Below are 24206 nucleotides of genomic sequence, written 5' to 3' on the forward strand. Positions count from 1 at the left end.
CTTCGGAACCAGAATCGCGTGCCATACTCCAAGGCACTCCGATTCAGACAGATGAAGCCGCACATGCCCAAAGGATTGATTCGCGCGATTGGCGCCCTGTTGACTGCTCTGGCCCTCTACAGCCTGCTGGGGTTTCTGATTTTGCCGGGCATCGCCCTGCGCATCGCCAACCAGCAACTGGCCAATTACGCCACGGTGCCTGCGCATTTGCAGCGCATCGAACTCAATCCGTTCAGCCTTGAAGTCACCTTATGGGGCCTGGTCATCGGCGAGCCGGGCAAGGAGCAGATCGGTTTCGAACGCCTGTACGCCAACCTGCAACTCGACAGCCTGTGGACAAAAGCGCTTCACCTGTCCGATATCGAGCTGGAAAAATCCAAGACCGAAATTCTCTTTGCCAAAAACGGCCAGCTCAACCTGCTGGGTCTGTTCAAGCTGCCGGCCAGCGAACCGACCCCGGCCGCCCCTGACGCCAAACCGTTCCCGCTGCGTATCGACCGCATCAAACTGGCTGGCGGCGCTCTGCACTTTCAGGATGAGCGGCCCAGCGAACCGATCGAATTCCTTTACGACAAACTCGACTTCGAACTGAAAAACCTCAGCACCCTGCCCGAAGACAGCGCCGACATGACGTTGGTCGCCGCTGGCCCGGCCGGCGGGCAGATCGACTGGAAAGGCAACTTCAGCCTGATCCCTATATCTTCCGAAGGCACCCTGAAAATCACCGACGGGCAGATGAAGTCCTTCTGGCCTTATGTGCGCGACGCCGTGCCGCTGGTGCTGGAGAACGGCGTGGTCAGCCTCAGTACCGAGTACAAACTCAATCTGTCGAAAGAAACCGAACTGCTGCTGAACAATGTCGCGGTGAGCATCGCGCCGTTTGCGATCAAGGCACCGGACGGGCGCCCACTGGCGAAGCTCGAACGCCTCGATATCAGTGAAACCACGGTCGATCTGGCCAAACAGCAAGTGGTGGTCGGCAAGATTCGCAGCCACAAACTGGAAACCTGGGCCGCTCTGGAAGCCGATGGTCAACTGGACTGGCAGAAACTCTTCGCCAGCCAACCGTCGAAACCCGCCGCCAAAGCCGCCGCCGAGCCGGCAAGCACACCGGCCGCCGCCGACTCGCCGAAAGCTGAACCGACCGCGCCGAGCAAGCCGTGGCAAGTGCTGCTTAAAGATGTGCAACTGCGCGACTACACCGTGCATGTGGCCGACCGCTCGGCCAATCCACCGGTAGCGCTGGATGTCGGCCCGCTGAACGCCGACCTGCAGGATTTCGACAGCCTCAACGGCTCGCCTTTCAAGGTCAAGCTCGACACCGGACTGGGCAAGCAAGGCAAGGTCATGGCCGACGGCGTGGTCAATCTCGCCCCCGTCACCGCCCAGCTCAACGTGAAAACCCAGGACATCGACCTGCGTGTCGCGCAGTCCTACATCAATCCGTTCATTCGCCTGGAACTGCGCAGCGGCATGCTCGGCAGTGATCTCAAGGTCAATCTCAAGAGCACCAATCCACTGGCGCTCAGCGTGACCGGCCGCGCTCAGGTCGATCAACTGCATACTCTCGACACCCTGAAGACCCGCGACTTCCTCAAGTGGCAGCAAGTGGTCGTGGAAGGCCTGAATTATCAGCACGGTGACAGCCTGTCGATCGACAAGGTCAACCTGTTCCAGCCGTATGTGCGCTTCATGATCAACGATGATCGCACCACCAATATCGACGACCTGCTGATTCCGCAACCAGCTGACAGCGGCACAAAAACCGCCTCGGCCAAACCGGCCAGCAAAGACAGACCGCTGGGCATCCACATCGGCGGCATTGCCATCAACGATGGTTCGGCCAACTTCGCCGACTTCAGCCTGACGCCGAACTTCGCCACCGCCGTGCAGCAACTGAACGGCCAGATCGGCACCATCGACAGCCGTCAGGCGAAACCTGCCAGCGTCGACGTCAAAGGCAAGGTCGACCGCTATGCGCCGGTGACCATCAAAGGCGCGGTCAATCCGTTCGACCCGATGGCCAGCCTCGACATCGCCACCAGCTTCAAGCGTGTCGAACTGACCACGCTGACGCCTTACTCCGGCAAATTCGCCGGTTACCGCATCCGCAAGGGCCGACTCAACCTCGACCTGCATTACCTGATCACCAAGGGCCAGTTGAAAGCCGAGAACAAAGTGGTGGTCGAGCAACTGCAACTCGGTGAAAAGGTCGACAGCCCGGATGCCGTGAGCCTGCCGCTGAAACTGGCAATTGCCTTGCTCAAGGACGTCGACGGCAAGATCTCCATCGAACTGCCGGTGACCGGTGACCTGAACAACCCGCAGTTCAGCGTGATGCCAATTGTCTGGCAGACCCTGCGCAACCTGATCGTCAAAGCCGCCGCCGCCCCATTCAAGATGATAGGCGGCCTGATCAATGGCGGCGGTTCCGAAGACCTCGGCACCGTCTCGTTTGCACCGGGTTCCAGCGAATTGAACAAGGATGCCGAAGCCGCGCTGGTGAAACTGTCACAGGCACTCAAGGAGCGCCCGGCCCTGCGCCTGGAAATCGAAGGCACCGCCGCGAAAAGCAGCGACGGCCCATTGCTCGCCGAACAGCGTCTGGAACGTGAATACCAGTACAACTACTACAAGATGCTCCAGCGTCGCGGCGACAAGGTTCCCGCCCAGGCCTCCTTGCTACAGGTACCGGACAGCGAAAAGGGTCCACTGCTGGAAGGCATCTACCGCACGCGTCTGAAAACCCAGCCACCGGCCGAATGGAAGGACCTGGGCAAGGAAGAACGCACGGCGAAAATGCGCGCAGGCGTGATCCAGTTCTGGAGTTCCAGCGATGTGTTGCTGCGGCAGTTGGGCCAGGACCGCGCCAGCAGCATCAAGGATTATCTGGTAGACAAGGGCCAACTGGCTGACGATCGCGTGTACTTCATCGACGCCAACCTTGGCGAAGCCGAAAGCGATGGTCGGGTGGTGACGCAAATGCACCTGGATGCCGAATGATGAAGGGTAAATGGCTGTTTGCGATGTCATTGACGCTGGTTGCCGGGCAGGCCTCAGCGTCCGATACCCTGCGCTGCGGCAGTCAATTGGTCAGCCTCGGCGACCGCGCAAGCGAGGTAATGCAGAAGTGCGGTGAACCGGTCAGCCGCGATGCACTGGGCTACAAGAGAAGCGCCAATCGTCGAGAAGAGTTTCAGGTCGAGGAATGGACCTACGGCCCGAACAACGGCATGTACCAATACCTGCGCTTTGAAGGCAACCGACTGCGCCAAATCAACAGCAAACGCGGTAACTGACCCGACACCCAAACCCATGTGGGAGCGAGCCTGCTCGCGAATGCGTTGCGTCAGTCAACATCTTCGTCGGCTGACAGAGCGCTTTCGCGAGCAGGCTCGCTCCCACATTGTCTGTTACTTGCCAAATAAAACAGGCCCCGACACAAGTGCCGGGGCCTGTAATGGTCACGTCCGTGTGACCGTTCGCATGAACTCTAAAGTTGCGGCAGACGTATTGCTCGGCCCGTCTGTCGCGCCTTCTCCCGGTCCAGGCGAGAAGTCATGTCTTACTCGGCTTTCAGGCCATCAGCGGAGACCGCTTTGACGCCTTTGATTTTCTTGGTGATCGCTACTGCGGTGGCTTTCTGAGCGTCAGTTACAGCAACAGTCGACGACAGGGAAACGACGCCTTTGTTGGTTTCTACTTTGATGTCGGTGCCTGGGATGCCTTTTTCGGTGACCAGGTCGCTTTTCACTTTGGTAGTGATCCAGGTATCGGAAGTAGCTTCTTTAGCCTTGGTGACTTCGCCGGCGGCCAGGGTCATAGGAGCCTGGTTAGCCTGGGTGGATTGTGCAAATGCACCGGAAGCCATGGTCAGGGTCAGCGCGGTAGCAGCAGCGGCAGTGATAGCGAACTTCTTCATACGAGTAACTCCTGTTTTTCTGGAAAGTCTGCTGGATGTCTTGTCAGCAGGGTTACTGGAGATATTGCGAGCGCCGTGCCAACTTTTCGAAACGTATAAATTCCTTATAAATCAATAAATTACAAATAACGCCAATTTCCGGATTCATGCAAATTGCATGACATGTGCAAAATTCACATGCAAGTTGCGGCTTTTTGGAAAGTTCCTAAGGCGCTGAAATTATTGAAGCTTTTGTGAAGTGCTACGCAATGAAAAATGCCCCGCAAGGCGGGGCATTTCACGACACGAACCCGGATGATCAGGTACCACTGCCAGGGCAACCTTTAGGCGCGTAGTCGGCGTTTACCGTCGATGCACAGCTCCAGACGCCGGCCGTGTTACCCGTCGCACCGCCAGAGCGAGTCAGCGTAATGGTTTTGCCCAACACGGGAGCGGGCGCATTGGCCAAAGTGCAAACGATGGTGCCTGCGCCCGAAGACGCAGTACCCGAAGCAGTCACCGTACCGCAGTTGGTCGTCACATAAGTTGCACTACCGGTTACCAGCGTCAGCGTCGGGTCAGTCCCTTGATTGATAGTGTCCTCGAACGGCACTTTCAGCGCGCTGATTTCCGCCAGCCCCGCCGTCACCTTCGACCGTGCCTGGTACTTGGTGTACTGCGGCAAGGCGATGGTCGCCAGAATCCCGATGATCGCCACCACGATCAGCAGTTCGATCAGAGTGAAACCTTGTTGTTTTTTCATAGACACGCTCCATGCATGAGTCGAAATCTCATGATCTGAAAGTGATGCAGCATAGGCCATGCCAATGCCTCCCGGGCCCCGCCCATTGGGCGCCAAGCGCGCTCGACGCCATTTCCTACAACCTGCAACCGCACTATCTGACACTTTTTGTCACCTGCACCGAGGGTGTTTGGCGCTGTCACTTGACTAGGCTATAAGTCATGAACTGCAAGCGTGCGGAATCCCCATGAATGACATCGCTCTGAGCGGTCTGGCCAAGCAATTGGTGCAGGCCGAACTGCTTACGGAAAAAAGCGCCCAGCAAGCCTGGCAACAGGCCCAGCGCAATCGCCTGTCGCTGGTCAGTTATCTGGTGCAGAACAAACTGGTGAAGAGCTGGCAGGTGGCCGAGATCGCTTCGGAGCATTTCGGCATGGCCTTCATGGATCTTAATTGCCTGGACAAGGAAACCCAGCCCAAAGGCCTGGTCAGCGAAAAACTGGTGCGCCAGCACCACGCCCTGCCCCTGTGGCGCCGCGGCAACAAACTGTTCGTGGGCATCTCCGACCCGAGCAATCATCAGGCAATCAATGACATTCAGTTCAGCACCGGGCTGAGTACCGAAGCCATTCTGGTGGAGGACGACAAACTCACCGATGCCATCGAAAAGTTCTTCGACACCCACGCCAGCGGCCTCGAAGACATGGCCGACGTCGACCTCGATGGCGTTGATGTCGAATCCATCGACGACAGCAAGCAGGACGCCATCGGCGGACTCGACGCCGACGACGCGCCGGTGGTGCGCTTCGTTCACAAGATGCTGCTGGACGCGATCAAGAGCGGCTCCTCCGACCTGCACTTCGAGCCCTACGAAAAGAACTACCGGGTGCGCGTACGCACCGACGGCATTCTGCGCGAAGTGGCCAAGCCGCCGATTCAACTGGCCGGGAGAATCGCCGCACGGTTGAAAGTCATGGCCAGCCTCGACATCTCGGAACGGCGCAAACCCCAGGACGGGCGGATCAAGATGCGCCTGTCGAAGAGCAAGTCGATCGACTTCCGGGTCAACACCCTGCCGACCCTGTGGGGCGAAAAAGTGGTGATCCGGATCCTCGACCCGTCCAGTGCACAGATCGGCATCGATGCGCTCGGCTACGAGCCGGCGCAGAAAGACCTGTACATGGCCGCGCTCAAGCAGCCACAAGGCATGATTCTGGTCACCGGCCCCACCGGCTCAGGCAAGACCGTGTCGCTGTACACCGGGCTTAACATTCTCAATACCGTCGACATCAACATCTCCACCGCCGAAGACCCTGTGGAGATCAACATGGAAGGCATCAACCAGGTCAACGTCAATCCCAAACAGGGCCTGGATTTCGCCCAGGCCCTGCGTTCGTTTCTGCGGCAGGACCCGGACGTGATCATGGTCGGTGAGATCCGTGACCTCGAAACCGCCGAGATCGCCATCAAGGCCGCGCAAACCGGCCACCTCGTACTCTCTACCCTGCATACCAACAGCGCAGCCGAAACCCTGACCCGCCTGCACAACATGGGCATCCCCGGCTTCAATATCGCCACCTCGGTCAGCCTGATCATTGCCCAGCGACTGGCGCGCAAGCTGTGCAGCCATTGCAAGAAAGCCATCGAGATCCCCCGCGAAACCCTGATCAAGGAAGGTTTCCCCGAGGAACGCATCGGCAGTTTCACGATCTACGAACCGGTCGGTTGCGATCACTGCAACGGCGGCTACAAGGGGCGCGTGGGGATTTATGAAGTGGTGAAAAACACAGCAGACCTGCAGCGACTGATCATGGCCGAGGGCAACTCGCTGGAAATCGACATCCAGATGCGCCGCGACGGTTTCGATGACCTGCGCACTTCCGGCCTGCATAAAGCCATGCAAGGCATCACCAGCCTGGAAGAAATCAACCGGGTCACCAAGGACTGAACATGGCGGTCAAGGCAGCGAAAATCAGTGTTTATGCCTGGGAAGGCACGGACAAGAAAGGCAGCAAAATGACCGGTGAGCTGAGCGGGCTGAACCCGGCGCTGATCAAGGCGCAGTTGCGCAAACAGGGGATCAACCCTGGCAAGGTGCGCAAGAAATCCGCCTCGATACTGAGCTTCGGTAAACGCATCAAGGCTCAGGACATCGCCCTGTTCACGCGGCAGATGGCGACCATGATGAAGGCTGGCGTACCGTTGTTGCAGTCATTCGACATCATCGGCGAAGGTTTCGAAAACCCGGCGATGCGCAAACTGGTCGACGAGGTGAAACAGGAAGTCGCTGCGGGTAACAGTTTCGCCAACGCCCTGCGCAAGAAACCGCAGTATTTCGACGAGTTGTACTGCAACCTGGTGGATGCCGGCGAACAGTCCGGTGCCCTCGATACGTTGCTGGAGCGTGTCGCGACCTATAAGGAAAAAAGCGAAGCGCTCAAGGCCAAGATCAAGAAAGCCATGACCTACCCTACCGCCGTCGTGCTGGTCGCGGCGGTGGTGACCGGAATTTTGCTGGTGAAAGTGGTGCCACAGTTCCAGTCGGTGTTTTCCGGATTCGGTGCCGAGCTGCCGGCGTTCACCCTGATGGTGATCAGCCTCTCCGAATTCATGCAGCAATGGTGGTGGGCGATTCTCGGTGTATTGGCGGCGGCGATTTTCGGCACCCGCCACGCCCTGAAAAAGTCTCAGGCCTTGCGCGACCGCAAAGACACCTGGCTGCTGAATTTGCCGTTGGTGGGCACACTGATGTACAAGTCGGCCGTCGCCCGATTTGCTCGCACGCTGTCGACGACTTTTGCTGCTGGCGTGCCGCTGGTGGAAGCCCTCGACTCGGTGGCCGGGGCAACCGGCAACGTGGTGTTCAAGCGCGCGGTGTTGCGTATCCGCCAGGATGTTTCCACCGGTATGCAGTTGAATTTTTCGATGCGCACCACCGGCGTCTTTCCCAATATGGCCGTGCAAATGACGGCGATCGGCGAAGAGTCTGGCGCACTGGACGAGATGCTCGACAAGGTCGCCGGGTTTTACGAGGACGAAGTGGATAACATGGTCGACAACCTCACCAGCCTCATGGAGCCGTTCATCATGGTGGTCCTGGGGGTGATCGTCGGCGGTCTGGTAGTCGCCATGTACCTGCCGATTTTCCAACTCGGCTCAGCGATCTGACATGCCTATCGACGAACTGTTTGCCCTCTATCCGTTGGCTTTTGTCTGCACGGCGTTACTGCTCGGCCTGGTGGTCGGCAGTTTTCTCAATGTACTGATCTGGCGCCTGCCGAAAATGCTCGAGCGCGATTGGCGCCAGCAGGCCCAGGACGTGCTCGGTCTGCCCAGCGAAACACCGTTGCCCACCTACAATCTGATGCTGCCCCACTCCGAGTGCCCGCATTGCGCACATCGAATCCGTGCCTGGGAGAACATTCCGCTGCTCAGTTATCTGTGGCTGCGTGGACGCTGCTCGGCCTGCGCCACGCCCATCAGCAAACGCTATCCACTGACCGAACTGGCCTGTGGACTGCTCTCGGCATTCATCGCCTGGCATGTCGGATTTGGCTGGCCGGCCTGTCTGTTGATTTTTCTCACCTGGGGCTTGTTGGCGATGAGCCTGATCGACACCGAGCATCAACTGCTGCCCGATGTGCTGGTGCTGCCCTTGTTGTGGCTGGGGCTGATCGTCAACAGTTTCGGCATGTTCGTGTCGTTACACGAGGCATTGTGGGGTGCGGTGGCCGGGTATCTGGCGCTGTGGTCGGTGTTCTGGCTGTTCAAGCTGCTGACCGGCAAGGACGGCATCGGTCACGGTGATTTCAAGCTGCTGGCGCTGCTCGGCGCCTGGGGAGGCTGGCAGATTCTGCCACTGACGATCCTGCTCTCATCGTTGGTGGGGGCGATCATCGGGGTGATTCTGCTGCGTGTGCGTGAGCAGAAAACCTCGGTGCCAATCCCCTTTGGCCCATTTCTGGCAATTGCCGGCTGGATTGCCTTGCTCTGGGGTGGTCAAATAACCGACTTCTATTGGCAGTTTGTCGGTTTGCAATGAATACCCCTGTGGAAAAACCCTGGATTCTCGGCCTGACCGGCGGCATCGGCAGCGGCAAAAGCGCTGCGGCCCAGCACTTCATCGACCTTGGCATCCATGTGGTCGACGCCGATCACGCGGCGCGCTGGGTGGTCGAGCCGGGGCGCCCAGCCTTGGCGAAGATTGCCGAGCACTTTGGTGCTTGCGTATTGCAGGCTGACGGCACGCTGGATCGCGCCGCCCTGCGCAAGCTGATCTTTGAGGTCCCGGAGGAACGCCGCTGGCTCGAAGCCCTGCTGCATCCGCTGATCGCCGAGGAAATCGCTGATCATCTGGCACAGGCAAAATCGCCCTACGCGATTCTGGTTTCGCCGCTATTGATCGAGTCCGGGCAATACGCAATGACCCAGCGCATCCTGGTGATCGACGCCCCGCAACAACTGCAGATCGAACGCACCTTGCAGCGTGACCAGACCAGCGAACAGCAGGTTCAGGCGATCCTCGCGGCCCAGTCGAGCCGTGAAGACCGTGTGAGCCGTGCCGACGACGTGGTGGTCAACGACCGCGACCTCGCCTGGCTGCACAGCGAGGTCGAACGTCTGCACGATTTTTACCTGACTTTAAATGGAGGCCAATCATGAGCCCGATCCCAACCGTTGAATGCCCGACCTGCGGCGCTCCCGTGGAGTTCACCCCCGAGAACAAATTCCGCCCGTTCTGCTCCGATCGCTGCAAACTGATCGACCTCGGCGCCTGGGCGTCGGAAGAGCACAAGATCCCGGTCGCACCGGATGCCGAAGATGAAATGTTTTCCGGCGATTTCGATCCGCGTCACTGATTCCGATCAGGGGCGCATGAAGCCGTAGTCCTGATCATCGTCGAGGTTTTCCGCGAGAAAGCGCAACTCGTCGGCCAAGTCCTCGGCATTACGCACCGCCTTGCTCTGTTGCACCACCGCACTGAGCAAGGCGCGCAAGCTCAAGCCCGGATCGAACCCCACCTCCTGCGCCATCTCCAGACTCTGCCGGGTTTCCTGCCTCGCCCACTCGTAAACACTCATGCCGCTGCTCCTGAAGGGATTTGCGCGAGCATGAAATTTCCGGCGCGTGGCGGGTTTGATGTGGATCAAGACTTCGGATCGTCGTCCTTCCACGGCGCCGAAAGGTAGCGCGTGCGGTTGAAGGTCTCCAGCCATTCCGGGCAGAACACCACCAGTGCGCTGATCACCATGCCGTTGATGAACGCTTCGGGAAACAGCAGCAACCACAGATACCCGATGAAATCTTCCAGCCACTCCGGCATGGCAAAAAGACCGTCGTACCACAACAGTGTCAGGCTCAGGATCAAGCACAACAGGGCTGAAAGCGCCGCAGCGAAGAATCCTGAACAGAAAATGTACACGAACGGATTACGGGGCTGAGCGCGCTCGACGAGAATCGCCACGCACTCGGTGATCAGCGCCGGCAGCAGGATAAACAACGCGCCATTGACCCCGAGCGCCGCGAGATCCTGACGCCCAAGCAGCAACAAACCAACTTGCGCCACCACTCCGCCGACAATCGCCAGCGGCCAGTCGAGCAGCAGCGTCACGGCAGTCATGCCGATGAAGTGATACGACACACCGGTGTCGAAATCCCTGCGCACCAGCCACAACAGAAACAACGCGAACACCGTGCCGAACAGTAAATGCTGACGGCGGCTGTCACTGAACAACTCGACCCACGGTGCGCGAAAGATCGCCCAGAGCAGCACTGGCACATAAATCAGCCAGCCCAGCACCAGGCTTGCAGTCGACAGCACCTCGGCACCGATCATGGCCGCGCCTTCTCCAAAGCCTCGCGCAGTTGGATCGCGTTGGCGTACTGATGTTGTTCGAGCAGTCGGCCGTCCTTCAGTTGCAGCCACAACACCTGGCCTTCTACGCCGGGATAGCGCGATGCGACCCGGCCCTCTCGGTCGAGCATGACCCGATAGTTGTAGTCACGCATGGCGGGCACGGCAAACATCTTGGCGATCAGCGCCGGCATGCGCTGGATATCTGCAACGAATACCGCGTGGCGCGCCTCCAGATAGCCCTTGGGCTGATCTTTCAAGGCTTCCTTGATCAGTTTGGCGGCATCCATGTCCCGCGCCACCAACAGCGTTGTGGCGCCGTTATCGAGTGTGTAGGCCTTATCGTACTGATCCAGCAATGTCCAGGGTGCGAGTCGTTCGCCGGTATCGAGTGCATGGGCAAACAGCGGAACTAAAGCAAACAACAGTAGCCAGCGTGAATTCACGTTCAATCTCCTCGATTTGGTATCAATGGACGCTTTCCACCAGTCTATACCGCCTCTTCGGATTGCCCACTGACGCACTTTGCCACGCAAGGCTTTCTGCTTGTCGCATTTGAACGCTAAGCTTGGGCCTATGGATGACTCAGATTATTTACGCCTGCTGACCATCGCGGCCGAGCAGGCCAACGCGTTCCTGTCCAATGCCCGCAAATGGGAGCGTGAGCGTTGGGTCTGTCAGCGCCTGTTGCAAGGCCTGAACATTCCCTACCGCGCCGACGAATTCGCGCCCGCCGGCGAGCCGCCGGATGTGCTGTTTCGTGATGCCAATTTCGAGGTGTTCTTCGTCCTTGATGAAGGCCGACGCCTCAACGACGAATGGCGCGATGAATTGCAGCGTCGCCGTAGTGCCTTCTCCCTCAGTCAACTGGTGCGCCGTGAAGCCAAGCCGCGACGGATCCCGGCCAACGAATTTCTGATGAGGCTGGCGCCGACCCTGCGCAAAAAAGCGCACAACTACAAGGAGCGCGGGATGGATCTGGGCGAACTGGACATCATTGCCTTCGCCAGCCTCAAGCGTGAGGTGCTCGACCTGAACAGTCATTTCCCGCCGCCCACCGAATATTTGCGTCAGGGCTGGCGTTCGCTGTCACTCGTCGGCCCGACTTTCGCCCGCGTGCTCTTCGCCCACCCGGATGCACCGGATTTCCTGCGCAGCAACCTGGGCCGCAGCATTGTTTTTGATGTCGGGATCAGCCTGTGACGCCACTTCAGCAGTTGATCGCCGATGTTCCGCAAACCGGCACGGTGCGCTGGATTGGTGTGCGTCCTGAATCCCGGGGGCCGATGATCGAACTCGATGCCGTAGAAGCCCGGCTGGAGGCTGGGCTGACCGGTGATCATGCGCGCCCCGGTGTGCGCAACGCGCGGCAGGTGACGCTGATTCAGTGGGAACATCTGGCGGTGATCAGCGCATTGATGGGGCGCCCGGCCGATCAACCGGTGAAGCCTGAAGATCTGCGGCGCAATCTCGTTATCAGCGGTATCAATCTGTTTAGTCTCAAGGGTCGGCGCTTTCGCATCGGTCAGGCAATATTCGAAACCACCGGCTGGTGTCAGCCCTGCGCACGCCTGCAAAACAACCTCGGCCCCGGCACTTTTCAAGCAGTGCGCGGGCATGGCGGAATTACTGCGCGAGTGTTACAAAGCGGGATCATTCGCCTTGATGATGGCGTGTCCGTCGAGCCTGTTCCGGACAGCGGCTATGCTGCGTTCAACCCCGGTTGAAAACCGCTGTAGCTTCTGCACATTCAGCAACGTCTACCTGACGAGGCCAATATGACCAGCCGCCTGAACCCCGAAGACCAAAAGCATGTCGAAGAGTACCTGCAACTGTCCCAACACCGTGTCGAGCGCCGGCCTTTCCGGCCGTGGATGCTCCTGGTGCTGGTGCTGGCAGTGACCATTGGTCTGGGCCTGTTGAGCCGGCTTATCAGTTACCTGACGCTATGAGCTGCCTCGCGCTCGCTCGGTTGACTGCACCGATTTCCTTTAAAAACCTTGCGAGTTATCCCCATGTCCCATCGTATTGTTATTGTCGGCGGCGGCGCCGGCGGTCTGGAGTTGGCTACCCGTCTGGGTAAGACTCTGGGCAAGCGTGGCACGGCCAGTGTGATGCTGGTCGACGCGAACCTGACGCATATCTGGAAACCGCTGCTGCATGAAGTGGCCGCCGGATCGCTGAACTCTTCCGAAGACGAACTCAACTATGTTGCCCAGGCCAAATGGAACCACTTCGAGTTCCAACTGGGGCGCATGAGCGGGCTCGATCGCGCACAGAAGAAAATCCAGCTGGCCGCGACCTACGACGAAAATGGCGTTGAGCTCGTCCCAGCACGTGAAGTGCAGTACGACTCACTGGTGATCAGCGTCGGCAGCACCACCAACGATTTCGGTACTCAGGGCGCGGCGCAGCACTGTCTGTTCCTCGACACGCGCAAACAGGCCGAGCGTTTCCACCAGCAACTGCTCAACCACTATCTGCGGGCGCACGCCGGGCAGACCGATGTGGTCGAGCAGATCAGCGTGGCCATCGTCGGCGCCGGCGCCACCGGTGTCGAACTGGCGGCAGAACTGCACAACGCCGCCCATGAACTGGCGGCTTATGGCCTGGACCGGATCAAACCGGAAAACATGCACATCACCCTGATCGAAGCCGGGCCACGTGTGCTGCCTGCCCTGCCGGAGCGCATCAGCGGACCGGTACACAAGACCCTGGAGAAACTCGGGGTCAATGTGATGACCAATGCCTCGGTCAGCGAAGTGACGGCCGACAGCCTGATCACCGCCGACGGCAACGAGATCAAGGCCAGCCTGAAGGTCTGGGCAGCCGGTATTCGCGCACCGGGTTTCCTCAAGGACATCGACGGCCTGGAAACCAATCGCATCAACCAGCTGCAAGTGCTACCGACACTGCAAACCACCCGCGACGAGAACATCTTCGCTTTCGGTGACTGCGCAGCCTGCCCGCAACCGGGAACCGACCGCAACGTACCGCCACGGGCGCAAGCGGCGCACCAGCAGGCTTCGTTGCTGGCCAAATCGCTGAAGCTGCGCATCGAAGGCAAGACCCTGCCGGAGTACAAGTACACCGACTACGGCTCGCTGATTTCGCTGTCGCGTTTTTCGGCTGTGGGTAACTTGATGGGCAACCTGACTGGCAGCGTGATGCTTGAGGGCTGGCTGGCGCGGATGTTTTACGTGTCGCTGTATCGCATGCACCAGATGGCGTTGTACGGGCCGTTCCGCACGGCGATGCTGATGCTGGGCAGCAAGATTGGTCGTGGCACCGAGCCGCGCCTGAAGCTGCACTAAAAACCTGTAGGAGTGAGCCTGCTCGCGATAGCGGTGTGTCAAATGACAAATATGTCCTCTGACACACCGCTATCGCGAGCAGGCTCACTCCTACATTTGCTTCGCAATTCTGTCTCGTAGTGTATCTGCGCCCTCTATATCCCGACTTCGCTTACAAACTCCCCCGCTCCGCGACACAGACGCGATACACCGCCACCGCTTAATGGCCACACCCGAGCAACACCTGCTCAGGCGAACGTCCATAACGTGTGGTTGCGCTGTGCAGCCCAGGAGAATGTAAATGTCCCGCACTTCGACTCTCGGCAAAAAATCCATTGGCCTGCTCGGCGCTGCATTGGCTGGCGGTCTGATGCTGTCCGGCTCGGTATTCGCTGCACAGCCGCTGGCTCAGGGCTACATGGTCGCTTCGGCAGAAACCTCGGTGAAAGCACCTGAAGGCAAATGTGGCGAAGGCAAATGCGGCGACGCTTCGATGGCCAAGACCGACAGTGATGGCGACGGCAAGGTCTCCCGTGCCGAATTTCTGAAAGTTGCGCCAAAGTCCGACTTCGACAAAATCGATACCAACCACGATGGCTTCATCGACGAGCAAGAGGCCTACAACAACGTGAAGGCCAACTTTGAAGCCAATGGCAAGAAAATGCCCAAAGGTCTGTTCGAACACCTCAAAGACCAAGACGGCGCCTGATTGCCGGAAAAACCAAGCCGCGCTCTCTTTCGGGAAGCGCGGCTTTTTTGTGTCTGCCTGTTCATGAATTTCAGGCAAAAAAAATCCCCGTATCTTTCGATACGAGGATTTTTAATATGGTCGGGGTAAGGGGATTCGAACTCCTGACATCCTGCTCCCAAAGCAGGCGCGCTACCGGACTGCGCTATACCCCGGTAAAAAAAAGGCGACCTTTCAAAGATCGCCTTCTTCGATCAGCGCTTTTGGCCTCTGATCTTAAGATTCGATCCCAGCGCAAACTGGTTTCAAAAATGGTGGGTCGTGTGGGATTCGAACCTACGACCAATTGGTTAAAAGCCAACTGCTCTACCAACTGAGCTAACGACCCAAAAATGGTCGGGGTAAGGGGATTCGAACTCCTGACATCCTGCTCCCAAAGCAGGCGCGCTACCGGACTGCGCTATACCCCGGCTTGAAATTGGCTCCGTGACCAGGACTCGAACCTGGGACCCAATGATTAACAGTCATTTGCTCTACCGACTGAGCTATCACGGAACTACATATTTCAATTTACAACGGTGAAACTTACAGCTCTTAGACTTCGTTCGCATCGCTGCGTTCGTGTGTCTGAGGCGCGCTATTCTACAACCTAGATCACCTCTGTCAACCCCCTAAATTGCTTTCAAGTTAATGATTTGCAACTTATTTCAGATTTCTGCTCAGTGAGCTGAAACCCTGTGGGTGACTGACTGCGGGGCGCACTTTACAAGCCTTTTCCTTTGAGTTCAACAGCCTAACGAAAAAAAAGGCCCCACGATGTGGGGCCTTCCAATTTTCATTGACGCTTGGGCTCAGTTGAAAACGATTTCGTCGTTCTCGACAGTGCCGGTCGCCGTGTCGCCTGGCATGAAGTGACCCGAAAGGATCAACTGCGCCAGCGGGTTTTCGATCCAGCGTTGAATCGCCCGTTTCAAAGGACGCGCGCCATAGACCGGGTCGTAACCGACAGCAATCAGCTTGTCCATTGCTTCCGGACTCAGCTCCAGCCTCAATTCACGCTCGGCCAGACGCGTACGCAGACGACCCAACTGGATCTCGGTAATGCCCGCGATCTGATCCCGCGCCAGTGGCTCGAAGATCACCACCTCGTCGACCCGGTTGATGAACTCCGGACGGAAGTGCGACGTCAGCGCATCCATTACTGCAGCACGTTGCGCCTCACGATCACCGACCAGTTCCTGGATCTGCACCGAACCGAGGTTAGAGGTCATGACGATCACGGTATTGCGGAAGTCCACCGTGCGGCCATGGCTGTCAGTCAGGCGACCATCCTCAAGCACCTGCAGGAGAATGTTGAACACATCCGGGTGCGCCTTCTCGACTTCGTCCAGCAGGATCACCGAGTAAGGCTTGCGGCGTACCGCTTCGGTCAGATAACCACCCTCTTCGTAACCGACGTATCCCGGTGGCGCACCGATCAAGCGAGCCACGGAATGTTTCTCCATGAACTCGGACATGTCGATCCGCACCATCGCCTCTTCGGTATCAAAGAGGAATTCGGCCAGCGCCTTGCACAGCTCGGTTTTACCGACACCGGTCGGGCCGAGGAACATGAACGAGCCGCTCGGGCGATTCGGGTCGGACAACCCGGCACGCGAACGCCGCACTGCGTTGGCCACCGCCACCACGGCTTCGTCCTGACCGATCACACGTTGGTGCAACAGGCTTTCCATCTTCATCAGCTTGTCGCGCTCGCCTTCGAGCATTTTCGACACGGGGATGCCGGTCCACTTCGAGACGACTTCAGCGATTTCTTCCTCAGTCACCTTGCTGCGCAGCAGCTGGTTTTCGCTCTTGCCGTGCTGATCGACCATTTGCAGACTGCGCTCCAGATCCGGGATCACCCCGTACTGCAACTCGGCCATGCGGTTCAGGTCGCCTTTGCGGCGTGCAGCTTCCAGTTCCTGACGCGACTGTTCGATCTTCTGCTGAATCTGCGCAGAACCCTGCACCTCGGCCTTTTCCGAGTTCCAGATTTCTTCCAGATCCGAGTACTCACGCTCGTGACGCTCGATTTCTTCCTGAAGTTTTTCCAGGCGTTTCTTCGCCGCGTCGTCGCTTTCTTTCTTCAGCGCCTGGGATTCCACCTTCAACTGAATCAGGCGACGTTCCAGACGATCGAGCACTTCCGGCTTGGAGTCGATTTCCATGCGGATGCGGCTGGCGGCCTCGTCGATCAGGTCGATGGCCTTGTCCGGCAGTTGCCGATCAGTGATGTAACGATGGCTGAGCTTCGCTGCCGCGATGATCGCGCCGTCGGTGATCGCCACCTTGTGGTGAACCTCGTAACGCTCCTTGAGGCCCCGCAGGATGGCGATGGTGTCTTCTTCGCTTGGCTCATCCACCAGAACTTTCTGGAAGCGTCGCTCGAGCGCTGCGTCCTTCTCTATATATTGGCGATACTCGTTGAGCGTGGTCGCGCCGACGCAATGCAACTCGCCGCGAGCCAGTGCAGGCTTGAGCATGTTGCCGGCGTCCATCGAACCTTCGCCCTTACCGGCGCCGACCATGGTGTGCAGTTCGTCGATGAACAGAATGATCTGCCCTTCCTGCTTCGATAGCTCGTTGAGCAGCGATTTCAGGCGTTCTTCGAACTCACCGCGATACTTCGCACCGGCAATCAGCGCGCCCATGTCCAGCGACAGCAGACGCTTGCCTTTGAGGCCATCCGGCACTTCGCCGTTGATGATGCGCTGGGCCAGACCTTCGGCGATGGCGGTTTTACCCACACCAGGCTCACCGATCAGCACCGGGTTGTTTTTGGTGCGGCGTTGCAGAACCTGAATGGTGCGACGAATTTCGTCGTCACGGCCGATCACCGGGTCAAGCTTGCCGTCTTCGGCACGCTTGGTCAGGTCAACGGTGTACTTGTCCAACGCCTGACGCGACTCTTCGTGGTTGGCGTCATTGACAGCTTCACCGCCGCGCAGGTTGTTGATCGCGTTTTCCAGGGCTTTCTTGCTCACGCCCTGGCCGAGCAGCAACTTGCCGAGCTTGCTGTTCTCGTCCATCGCGGCGAGCAGCACCAGTTCGCTGGAAATGAACTGGTCGCCCTTCTGCTGGGCCAGGCGATCGGCCTGATTGAGCAGGCGCGCCAGATCCTGCGACATGTTGACGTCGCCGGTCGGATTCTGGATTTTCGGTAATTGGTCGAGCTCTTTGGTCAGCTCTTTGCGCAAGCTGTTGACGTCGAAGCCCACCTGCATCAGCAGAGGTTTGATCGAACCACCCTGCTGTTCAAGCATGGCTTGCATCAAGTGCGCCGGCTCGATGGCCGGATGATCGTGGCCAACGGCCAGGGATTGGGCGTCGGATAACGCCAACTGTAATTTGCTGGTTAAACGGTCTATACGCATGGGTCACCTTCCTTTTGAGCAGGCCGGACCTAAGAAACCATCCTGAATAAAGAAACCTGCCAGATACCACTGTAGATGCGGTCGATTCTGGGAGATTCAAGCATCAGAGAGTTGATTCAGGTCAGGCAAGTCTAGCGGGTGAGCCAAACGAGGGAGGCAAAGCGACCGGTGCGCGACGCACGGCGGTAAGAAAAGAAGCGCGGATCGTTCACGGTGCAGAAACCGCCGCCATAAACCGCAGTGACACCTCGCTCAGCCAGACGCAGGCGCGCCAGCAGATAGATGTCAGCCATGAACTTGCCGGCATTGCTGCTCGGGACAAAGGCATCGGCTGCTTCAGATAATTGATTGATGAAGACTTCCCGAACTTCCGGGCCAACTTCAAATGCTTGCGGACCGATGGCTGGACCGAGCCAGACCAGCACGTCTTCTGCCGGTACATCCAACGTGTCGAGCGTCGCTTCCAGCACGCCCGCCGCCAGACCACGCCAACCGGCGTGCGCAGCGGCTACGCGAGTACCCGCGCGGTCGCAGAACAACGCCGGCAGGCAATCAGCCGTCATCGCCGCACAGGCAATTCCGGGGGTGGCCGTCCAACTGGCGTCGGCGGTCGCCACCACGCCTGGATCAGCATGGGCCACGGTGATTCCGTGCACTTGCTGCAACCAGGCAGGCTTTATAGAGAAGTGCTCAGTCAGACGCCGACGGTTCTCGGCAACGTCCTGCGGGCGGTCATCAACATGATCGCCCAGATTGAGACTGTCGAACGGCGCCTCGCTGACACCCCCCTCGCGGGTGGTGACACAGGCCCTGACGCTGGCCGGCGCGGGCCAGTCCGGCGTCAGCCAGTTCATCCGACGAAAGCCTCGCGATCCTGCTTGAGCAGGGTCAACAGCCAGACGAAGTCTTCCGGCAACGGCGATTCCCAGCTCATGCGCTGACCGCTCGTCGGGTGATCGAGTTCAAGGAATCGCGCGTGCAGAGCCTGCCGCGGGAAGTTCTTGAGGGTTTCGACCATGTTCAGGTTCGCCGCCGGCGGAATGCGGAAACGACCGCCGTACGCCGGGTCGCCCACCAACGGGAAGTTGATGTGCGCCATGTGTACGCGGATCTGGTGAGTTCGGCCGGTTTCCAGTTTCACCCGTACGTGGGTGTGGGAACGGAAACGCTCCAGCACGCGATAGTGGCTGACGGCAGGCTTGCCGCCCTCCATCACCGCCATGCGCTGGCGCTGCTGGCCGTGACGACCGATCGGCGCGTTGATCTTGCCGCCGGCAGTCACCACGCCAATCACGATGCATTCGTAGATCCGGCTGACACTGCGGCTCTGCAACTGCGCAACCAGTTTTGTCTGCGCCTGAATGGTCTTGGCCACCACCATCAGACCGGTGGTGTCCTTGTCCAGACGATGCACGATACCGGCGCGCGGGACATTGATGATGTCCGGCACATGGTGCAGCAAGGCGTTGAGCAAGGTGCCATCGGCGTGACCGGCAGCCGGGTGCACCACCAGGCCCGCAGGCTTGTTGATTACCAGGATGTCGTCATCTTCATAGACGATGTCGAGCTCGATGTCCTGGGCGATCCACTCGCCCTGGGCTTCCTGCTCGGCAGTCAGCTCAAGGATGGCACCGCCATGCACAATGTCGCGAGGGCGGATGACCGCCCCGTCCACAGTCAGGCGACCTTCTTTGATCCAGGCGGAAAGGCGCGAGCGAGAGTGCTCAGCGAAGAGTTGGGCAGCGACTTGATCGAGGCGTTGGCCGCCCAATTCGGACGGCACCTCTGCGCGAAGTTCAATTTTATCGGACATGCTCTGACTGTGCGTCGGCACAGCTTTTGGTTTCGGCTGCGCGCTTGTGGTTAAATACGGCGTCTTTTGCCCCGAGGCTTTTCAACGGGGCGCTCATCATAACAGGACGGCCCCGCCCAAGACAGCGGCCGTCATAGGGACGCAAGCCGCCATGCAAGTGAAACACCTGCTGCTGATCGCCATCCTCGCATTGACCGCTGCTTGCTCATCGAAGGAAGTCGTAGACGAAAACCTCAGCGAAGCCGAGCTGTATCAGCAGGCTCAGACTGACCTGGACAACAACAGCTACACCAGCGCCACAGCCAAGCTGAAGGCTCTGGAGTCGCGTTATCCGTTCGGTCGCTACGCCGATCAGGCGCAGCTGGAACTGATCTACGCCAACTACAAGAACGCCGAGCCGGAAGCTGCAAAGTCCGCCGCCGAGCGTTTCATTCGTTTGCATCCGCAGCACCCGAACGTGGATTACGCGTACTACCTCAAAGGTCTGACTTCTTTCGACCAGGACGTCGGCCTGCTGGCGCGCTTCCTGCCGCTGGACATGACCAAGCGTGACCCGGGCGCCGCCCGCGACTCCTACAACGAGTTCGCCCAGCTGACCAGTCGTTACCCGAACAGCCGCTACGCGCCGGACGCCAAGCAGCGCATGATTTACCTGCGCAACCTGCTGGCGGCCTACGAGATCCACGTGGCCGACTACTACCTGACCCGTCAGGCTTACGTCGCCGCCGCCAACCGTGGCCGTTACGTAGTGGAAAACTTCCAGGAAACCCCATCGGTCGGCGACGGCCTGGCGGTCATGACTGAAGCCTACCAGCGTCTGCACCTGGACGATCTGGCGGCCACCAGCCTGGAAACCCTGAAGCTCAACTACCCGAACCACCCGAGCCTGCAAGACGGCCAGTTCGTGCCACGGGTTGCCGAGGCCGACAACCGTTCGTTCCTGAGCAAGGCGACTTTGGGTCTGATCGAGTCGCGTCCACCGCTGCCGCCGGGTGAAACCCGCGCCAACCAGGACGTGCAGAAGCAGTTCCAGGACGCGAAAGATGCGATCCCGAACGAGCTCAAGCCTAAAGACGAGAACGGCGACGTGATCGAAGAGCCGGAGCCGGAATCGAGCAACACCGACCGCTCGTGGTTCAGCTACATGACTTTCGGCGTGTTCGACTGATCACACCGGATGTACGGAAAAGGGAGATCTGCGGATCTCCCTTTTTCATTTCCGCGCTTTAATCCGCTGTGCGCTGATCAGGTCCTTGGCTAAACTGCCGGATCATCAATCGAAAAGCTGCTCATCATGCTTCGTTTATTATTCTGGATCGCCCTGATTTTTGCTGCGGTATGGCTGTGGCGCAAATTCAAGGCCCCTGCATCGTCCGCGCCCTCCCCTCGCCAGCAAGACGCTTCGCCGATGGTGCGCTGCGCCCATTGTGGCGTACACCTGCCCCGCGACCGTGCGCTGAGCCTTCAACAACAGTGGTATTGCAGCCAGGCTCACCTCGAGCAAGGCCCGGGTGCCAGTGATCGCTGAGGCCGCCAACGCCGATCAGAAACAGGCTCAGCGTCTGCTGCGCCTTTATCATCTTTACCGCTTGAGTGTCGGCATCACGCTGGTGCTGCTGATCTCCAGCAATATGGACAATCGCCTGCTGACGTCGGCCAACGACGATCTGCTGCGCGGCGGCAGTTGGCTGTATCTGGTGCTGAACATCCTGCTGGTGGTGTTCCTTGAGAACACCCGGCGCCCGGCCCAGCTATTCAGTCTGGCGCTGGTGGATGTGCTGCTGTTGTGTGGCCTGTTCTATGCGGCGGGTGGCGTGGCGAGTGCCCTCGGCAATTTGCTGGTGGTCTCGGTGGCGATCAGCAACACCCTGCTGCGCCGACGCATCGGCCTGCTGATCGCGGCCATTGGCGCCCTCGGCATTGTCGCCTTGAGCTTTCTGCTGAGTTTCAGCCATCCCCTGAGCGCCAATGAATATTTGCAGGCCGGCACCCTTGGCGCATTGTGTTTTGCCGCGTCGTTGCTGGTGCAGGGGCTGATCCGGCGACTGGAAGTCAGCGAAACCCTGGCCGAGCAGAAAGCCAGTGAAGTGGTCGGACTGGAAGCCCTCAACGCGCTGATCCTGCAACGCATGCGCACCGGGATTCTGGTACTCGACGCGCAACGTCGGGTGCAACTGGCCAACCAGAGCGCGCAGACCTTGCTCGCGCAGTCGCATCTTCAAGGCCATTTGATCGACGATTACTCCACCGCGCTGGTTGATCGCCTGCAACTGTGGATGAACAACCCGACCCTGCGTCCGCAAAGCCTGAAAATCCCCGGTAACGGCCTGGAACTGCAGCCGAGCTTTATCGCCCTCGAACAGAGCCCCAACCAGCAAACCCTGGTGTTTCTCGAAGACCTCGCGCAAATCGCCCAACAGGCTCAGCAACTGAAACTCGCTGCGCTGGGGCGTTTGACCGCCGGTATTTCTCACGAAATTCGCAATCCACTGGGCGCCATCAGTCACGCCGCGCAGTTGCTGGGCGAATCCGAGGAACTCGATGGCGCAGATCGGCGTCTGACGCAGATTATTCAAGATCACTCCAAACGCATGAATCGAGTCATCGAAAACGTCCTGCAACTGTCTCGTCGCCAGCAGAGCGCCCCGCAACGCCTGGATCTCAAACCATGGCTGGAAAACTTCGTCGCCGAAAGCCGCGAACAGGCCACCGAGCGCCAGCAGATTCATTTGCGGATCCACTCGGGCGACTTCACCACCCTGATGGACCCGAATCAGCTCACACAAATTCTCGACAATCTGTTACGTAATGGCTGGCGTCACAGCGGACTTCTGCACGAGCAAGCCGAAGTCTGGCTGGCCCTGTTCATTGACCCCGACAGCCAGTTGGCGGTGCTCGAAGTGCAGGACAACGGCCCTGGCGTGGCGCTTGATGAACAGGCCCATCTATTCGAACCGTTCTTCACCACCAGCAGCCAGGGCACCGGCCTTGGGCTTTATCTGTCCCGTGAGCTGTGCGAAAGCAACCAGGCGCGCCTAGACTTCAAACCACGCCAAGGCGGCGGCTGCTTTCGCATCACCTTTGCTCACGGACGGAAACAAAGTTGAACACGAGCCCACGGCAAAAAATCCTCATCGTCGACGACGAACCGGATATCCGCGAACTCCTGGAAATCACCCTGGGACGGATGAAACTCGACACCTTCAGCGCACGCAATCTGACGGAAGCCCAGGCGCTGTTGCACCGCGAAACGTTCGACCTGTGCCTGACCGACATGCGCCTGCCCGACGGCACGGGTCTGGAGTTGGTACAGCACATCCAGCAACGTTATCCACAATTGCCGGTGGCGATGATCACCGCCTATGGCAGCCTCGAAACGGCAATCAACGCGTTAAAGGCCGGGGCGTTCGACTTCCTCACCAAACCGGTGGACCTGACCCGGCTGCGCGAACTGGTCGCAACGGCCCTGCGCATGGCGGCGGGAGGGGTTTCGACCACGATTGATCGACGGCTGCTGGGTGATTCATTGCCAATGCGTAATCTGCGCAAGCAAATCGACAAGCTCGCTCGCAGCCAGGCACCGGTGTACATCAGCGGCGAATCCGGCAGTGGCAAAGAGTTGGTGGCGCGACTGATCCACGAACAAGGCCCGCGTGCCGGTCAGCCATTCGTGCCGGTGAACTGCGGGGCGATTCCGTCGGAGCTGATGGAAAGCGAGTTTTTCGGCCATCGCAAAGGCAGCTTCACCGGGGCTGTCGAGGACAAACCGGGGCTGTTTCAGGCCGCGCAGGGCGGCACACTGTTTCTTGATGAGGTGGCGGACTTGCCACTGTCGATGCAGGTGAAACTGCTGCGAGCAATTCAGGAGAAAGCCGTGCGCAGTGTGGGCGGTCAGCAGGAAACCGTGGTTGATGTGCGAATTCTCTGCGCAACCCACAAGGACCTCGATGCGGAGGTCACCGCCGAGCGCTTTCGCCAGGACCTCTATTACCGTCTCAACGTGATCGAACTGCGTGTGCCGTCCCTGCGCGAACGCCGCGATGACATTGAAGTGCTGGCGGCGCACATGCTCAAGCGCTTGGCCAAGGATACCGGCCAACCGGCGGCACGCCTGCATCCGCAGGCCCTGGAGGCACTGAAGAGTTACCGCTTTCCAGGCAATGTGCGGGAACTGGAAAACGTCCTCGAGCGGGCACATACCTTGTGCGAGAACCGCGTGATCGAGACTGAAGATCTACGATTGAGCGAGGGTAACTGCGCGGCGGATGGCGCGATTGCCGATCTGACGCAGATCGACAATCTGGAAGATTATCTGGAGAACGTCGAACGCAAACTGATCTTGCAGGCACTGGAGGAAACCCGCTGGAACCGGACGGCGGCGGCGCAGCGGTTGAGCCTGTCGTTCAGGTCGATGCGTTATCGCCTGAAAAAACTCGGTCTGGACTGAAGACCTCATCGCGGGCAAGCCCGCTCCCACAGTGGTCCGAGGCTTCCGCTAA

24 protein-coding genes and 4 tRNA genes are annotated in these 24206 nt (G+C 59.0%); 16 read left to right on the forward strand and 12 right to left on the reverse strand.

Going from position 1 to position 24206, the window contains the following annotated elements:
* Positions 1-51 precede the first annotated feature (51 nt).
* Entirely contained in the window at positions 52-3003 is a 2952-nt protein-coding gene (locus KI231_RS25040; RefSeq protein WP_213026613.1) for a DUF748 domain-containing protein, read from the forward strand.
* Positions 3003-3299 (forward strand): DUF2845 domain-containing protein, encoded by a 297-nt coding sequence (locus tag KI231_RS25045; protein ID WP_213028839.1) that lies wholly within the window; start codon positions 3003-3005, stop codon positions 3297-3299. Before KI231_RS25040 ends, KI231_RS25045 begins: the two co-directional genes overlap by 1 nt.
* A 266-nt stretch (positions 3300-3565) precedes the next feature.
* On the opposite strand, the gene KI231_RS25050 is transcribed toward KI231_RS25045, so the two are convergent.
* Both KI231_RS25050 and KI231_RS25055 read right to left on the reverse strand, forming a co-directional pair.
* Positions 3566-3922, reverse strand: a complete 357-nt coding sequence (locus KI231_RS25050; RefSeq protein WP_213026614.1) for a BON domain-containing protein — start codon at positions 3920-3922, stop codon at positions 3566-3568.
* Between the two features lie 298 nt (positions 3923-4220).
* Positions 4221-4664 carry a pilin gene (locus KI231_RS25055; protein ID WP_103306537.1) on the reverse strand — a complete coding sequence of 148 codons (444 nt, stop codon included), beginning with the start codon at positions 4662-4664 and terminating at the stop codon, positions 4221-4223.
* Between the two features lie 226 nt (positions 4665-4890).
* Here KI231_RS25055 and pilB point away from each other — a divergent pair, with 226 nt between their 5' ends.
* From pilB to yacG, 5 genes are read left to right on the forward strand one after another with little or no spacing between them, the layout of a single operon-like run.
* On the forward strand, positions 4891-6591 hold the full coding sequence (gene pilB, locus KI231_RS25060) for a type IV-A pilus assembly ATPase PilB (protein ID WP_213026615.1): 1701 nt from the start codon (positions 4891-4893) through the stop codon (positions 6589-6591).
* A 2-nt stretch (positions 6592-6593) separates the two neighbouring features.
* Entirely contained in the window at positions 6594-7811 is a 1218-nt protein-coding gene (locus KI231_RS25065; RefSeq protein WP_213026616.1) for a type II secretion system F family protein, read from the forward strand.
* A 1-nt stretch (position 7812) separates the two neighbouring features.
* Complete coding sequence (locus tag KI231_RS25070) at positions 7813-8685, forward strand: prepilin peptidase (protein ID WP_213026617.1); 873 nt, start codon at positions 7813-7815, stop codon at positions 8683-8685.
* On the forward strand, positions 8682-9305 hold the full coding sequence (gene coaE / locus KI231_RS25075; protein WP_213026618.1) for a dephospho-CoA kinase: 624 nt from the start codon (positions 8682-8684) through the stop codon (positions 9303-9305). The genes KI231_RS25070 and coaE overlap by 4 nt, the downstream gene beginning before the upstream one ends.
* Positions 9302-9502, forward strand: a complete 201-nt coding sequence (yacG, locus tag KI231_RS25080; protein WP_213026619.1) for a DNA gyrase inhibitor YacG — start codon at positions 9302-9304, stop codon at positions 9500-9502. Before coaE ends, yacG begins: the two co-directional genes overlap by 4 nt.
* Before the next feature lie 6 nt (positions 9503-9508).
* On the opposite strand, the gene KI231_RS25085 is transcribed toward yacG, so the two are convergent.
* The 3 genes from KI231_RS25085 to KI231_RS25095 all read right to left on the reverse strand — a co-directional run bounded on the left by KI231_RS25085 (position 9509) and on the right by KI231_RS25095 (position 10943).
* The gene (locus KI231_RS25085) at positions 9509-9724 is read right to left on the reverse strand and encodes a hypothetical protein (RefSeq protein WP_007959584.1); all 216 of its coding nucleotides are present in this window, start codon (positions 9722-9724) and stop codon (positions 9509-9511) included.
* A gap of 65 nt (positions 9725-9789) precedes the next feature.
* Positions 9790-10479 carry an energy-coupling factor ABC transporter permease gene (locus KI231_RS25090; RefSeq protein ID WP_213026620.1) on the reverse strand — a complete coding sequence of 230 codons (690 nt, stop codon included), beginning with the start codon at positions 10477-10479 and terminating at the stop codon, positions 9790-9792.
* On the reverse strand, positions 10476-10943 hold the full coding sequence (locus tag KI231_RS25095; protein ID WP_103306530.1) for an FAD/FMN-containing dehydrogenase: 468 nt from the start codon (positions 10941-10943) through the stop codon (positions 10476-10478). Before KI231_RS25095 ends, KI231_RS25090 begins: the two co-directional genes overlap by 4 nt.
* Positions 10944-11073: 130 nt before the next feature.
* Here KI231_RS25095 and KI231_RS25100 point away from each other — a divergent pair, with 130 nt between their 5' ends.
* The 5 genes from KI231_RS25100 to KI231_RS25120 all read left to right on the forward strand — a co-directional run bounded on the left by KI231_RS25100 (position 11074) and on the right by KI231_RS25120 (position 14499).
* Positions 11074-11700, forward strand: coding sequence for a DUF1780 domain-containing protein (locus tag KI231_RS25100; protein ID WP_103306529.1), 627 nt, complete (start codon positions 11074-11076; stop codon positions 11698-11700).
* Positions 11697-12224, forward strand: a complete 528-nt coding sequence (locus KI231_RS25105; protein WP_103306528.1) for an MOSC domain-containing protein — start codon at positions 11697-11699, stop codon at positions 12222-12224. The genes KI231_RS25100 and KI231_RS25105 overlap by 4 nt, the downstream gene beginning before the upstream one ends.
* Before the next feature lie 51 nt (positions 12225-12275).
* The gene (locus KI231_RS25110) at positions 12276-12449 is read left to right on the forward strand and encodes a DUF3094 family protein (RefSeq protein WP_003228304.1); all 174 of its coding nucleotides are present in this window, start codon (positions 12276-12278) and stop codon (positions 12447-12449) included.
* Between the two features lie 63 nt (positions 12450-12512).
* A complete protein-coding gene (locus tag KI231_RS25115) occupies positions 12513-13811 on the forward strand; it encodes an NAD(P)/FAD-dependent oxidoreductase (protein WP_016986237.1) in 1299 nt (432 codons plus the stop codon).
* Positions 13812-14091: 280 nt separating this feature from the next.
* Positions 14092-14499 carry an HvfA family oxazolone/thioamide-modified RiPP metallophore gene (locus KI231_RS25120; protein WP_103306526.1) on the forward strand — a complete coding sequence of 136 codons (408 nt, stop codon included), beginning with the start codon at positions 14092-14094 and terminating at the stop codon, positions 14497-14499.
* A gap of 117 nt (positions 14500-14616) precedes the next feature.
* Here the strand turns inward: KI231_RS25120 and KI231_RS25125 are convergent.
* The 7 genes from KI231_RS25125 to rluD all read right to left on the reverse strand — a co-directional run bounded on the left by KI231_RS25125 (position 14617) and on the right by rluD (position 19707).
* A tRNA-Pro gene (locus KI231_RS25125) sits at positions 14617-14693 on the reverse strand.
* Positions 14694-14790: 97 nt separating this feature from the next.
* A tRNA-Lys gene (locus tag KI231_RS25130) sits at positions 14791-14866 on the reverse strand.
* Between the two features lie 5 nt (positions 14867-14871).
* Positions 14872-14948: transfer RNA gene (locus KI231_RS25135), tRNA-Pro, on the reverse strand.
* 9 nt (positions 14949-14957) lie between these two features.
* Positions 14958-15033, reverse strand: a tRNA-Asn gene (locus KI231_RS25140).
* A gap of 296 nt (positions 15034-15329) precedes the next feature.
* Positions 15330-17894, reverse strand: a complete 2565-nt coding sequence (clpB, locus tag KI231_RS25145) for an ATP-dependent chaperone ClpB (protein ID WP_213026621.1) — start codon at positions 17892-17894, stop codon at positions 15330-15332.
* A 131-nt stretch (positions 17895-18025) separates the two neighbouring features.
* Positions 18026-18748, reverse strand: a complete 723-nt coding sequence (pgeF, locus tag KI231_RS25150) for a peptidoglycan editing factor PgeF (protein WP_213026622.1) — start codon at positions 18746-18748, stop codon at positions 18026-18028.
* A complete protein-coding gene (rluD, locus tag KI231_RS25155) occupies positions 18745-19707 on the reverse strand; it encodes a 23S rRNA pseudouridine(1911/1915/1917) synthase RluD (protein WP_103303582.1) in 963 nt (320 codons plus the stop codon). The genes pgeF and rluD overlap by 4 nt, the downstream gene beginning before the upstream one ends.
* Positions 19708-19858: 151 nt before the next feature.
* Between rluD and KI231_RS25160 the strand changes: the two genes are divergently transcribed.
* From KI231_RS25160 to KI231_RS25175, 4 genes are all read left to right on the forward strand, one after another.
* The gene (locus tag KI231_RS25160) at positions 19859-20875 is read left to right on the forward strand and encodes an outer membrane protein assembly factor BamD (protein ID WP_093434846.1); all 1017 of its coding nucleotides are present in this window, start codon (positions 19859-19861) and stop codon (positions 20873-20875) included.
* Positions 20876-21001: 126 nt separating this feature from the next.
* On the forward strand, positions 21002-21235 hold the full coding sequence (locus tag KI231_RS25165) for a PP0621 family protein (protein ID WP_103303583.1): 234 nt from the start codon (positions 21002-21004) through the stop codon (positions 21233-21235).
* Positions 21225-22814 (forward strand): sensor histidine kinase, encoded by a 1590-nt coding sequence (locus tag KI231_RS25170; RefSeq protein ID WP_213026623.1) that lies wholly within the window; start codon positions 21225-21227, stop codon positions 22812-22814. Before KI231_RS25165 ends, KI231_RS25170 begins: the two co-directional genes overlap by 11 nt.
* Positions 22811-24154, forward strand: a complete 1344-nt coding sequence (locus KI231_RS25175) for a sigma-54-dependent transcriptional regulator (RefSeq protein ID WP_213026624.1) — start codon at positions 22811-22813, stop codon at positions 24152-24154. The genes KI231_RS25170 and KI231_RS25175 overlap by 4 nt, the downstream gene beginning before the upstream one ends.
* Positions 24155-24206 lie beyond the last annotated feature (52 nt).

This window comes from Pseudomonas sp. Seg1 (assembly GCF_018326005.1).
Taxonomy (GTDB): domain Bacteria; phylum Pseudomonadota; class Gammaproteobacteria; order Pseudomonadales; family Pseudomonadaceae; genus Aquipseudomonas.

Excerpts from the sequence above, each read along its gene's own strand:
- KI231_RS25055 (WP_103306537.1), bottom strand. The coding sequence starts at position 4,664 with ATGAAAAAACAACAAGGTTTCACTCTGATCGAACTGCTGATCGTGGTG.
- KI231_RS25090 (WP_213026620.1), bottom strand. The coding sequence starts at position 10,479 with ATGATCGGTGCCGAGGTGCTGTCGACTGCAAGCCTGGTGCTGGGCTGG.
- clpB (WP_213026621.1), bottom strand. The coding sequence starts at position 17,894 with ATGCGTATAGACCGTTTAACCAGCAAATTACAGTTGGCGTTATCCGAC.
- pilB (WP_213026615.1), top strand. The coding sequence starts at position 4,891 with ATGAATGACATCGCTCTGAGCGGTCTGGCCAAGCAATTGGTGCAGGCC.
- coaE (WP_213026618.1), top strand. The coding sequence starts at position 8,682 with ATGAATACCCCTGTGGAAAAACCCTGGATTCTCGGCCTGACCGGCGGC.
- KI231_RS25160 (WP_093434846.1), top strand. The coding sequence starts at position 19,859 with ATGCAAGTGAAACACCTGCTGCTGATCGCCATCCTCGCATTGACCGCT.
- KI231_RS25050 (WP_213026614.1), bottom strand. The coding sequence starts at position 3,922 with ATGAAGAAGTTCGCTATCACTGCCGCTGCTGCTACCGCGCTGACCCTG.
- KI231_RS25070 (WP_213026617.1), top strand. The coding sequence starts at position 7,813 with ATGCCTATCGACGAACTGTTTGCCCTCTATCCGTTGGCTTTTGTCTGC.
- pgeF (WP_213026622.1), bottom strand. The coding sequence starts at position 18,748 with ATGAACTGGCTGACGCCGGACTGGCCCGCGCCGGCCAGCGTCAGGGCC.
- KI231_RS25045 (WP_213028839.1), top strand. The coding sequence starts at position 3,003 with ATGAAGGGTAAATGGCTGTTTGCGATGTCATTGACGCTGGTTGCCGGG.
- KI231_RS25110 (WP_003228304.1), top strand. The coding sequence starts at position 12,276 with ATGACCAGCCGCCTGAACCCCGAAGACCAAAAGCATGTCGAAGAGTAC.
- KI231_RS25040 (WP_213026613.1), top strand. The coding sequence starts at position 52 with ATGAAGCCGCACATGCCCAAAGGATTGATTCGCGCGATTGGCGCCCTG.
- KI231_RS25085 (WP_007959584.1), bottom strand. The coding sequence starts at position 9,724 with ATGAGTGTTTACGAGTGGGCGAGGCAGGAAACCCGGCAGAGTCTGGAG.
- KI231_RS25115 (WP_016986237.1), top strand. The coding sequence starts at position 12,513 with ATGTCCCATCGTATTGTTATTGTCGGCGGCGGCGCCGGCGGTCTGGAG.
- KI231_RS25165 (WP_103303583.1), top strand. The coding sequence starts at position 21,002 with ATGCTTCGTTTATTATTCTGGATCGCCCTGATTTTTGCTGCGGTATGG.
- KI231_RS25120 (WP_103306526.1), top strand. The coding sequence starts at position 14,092 with ATGTCCCGCACTTCGACTCTCGGCAAAAAATCCATTGGCCTGCTCGGC.
- KI231_RS25065 (WP_213026616.1), top strand. The coding sequence starts at position 6,594 with ATGGCGGTCAAGGCAGCGAAAATCAGTGTTTATGCCTGGGAAGGCACG.
- KI231_RS25100 (WP_103306529.1), top strand. The coding sequence starts at position 11,074 with ATGGATGACTCAGATTATTTACGCCTGCTGACCATCGCGGCCGAGCAG.
- yacG (WP_213026619.1), top strand. The coding sequence starts at position 9,302 with ATGAGCCCGATCCCAACCGTTGAATGCCCGACCTGCGGCGCTCCCGTG.
- rluD (WP_103303582.1), bottom strand. The coding sequence starts at position 19,707 with ATGTCCGATAAAATTGAACTTCGCGCAGAGGTGCCGTCCGAATTGGGC.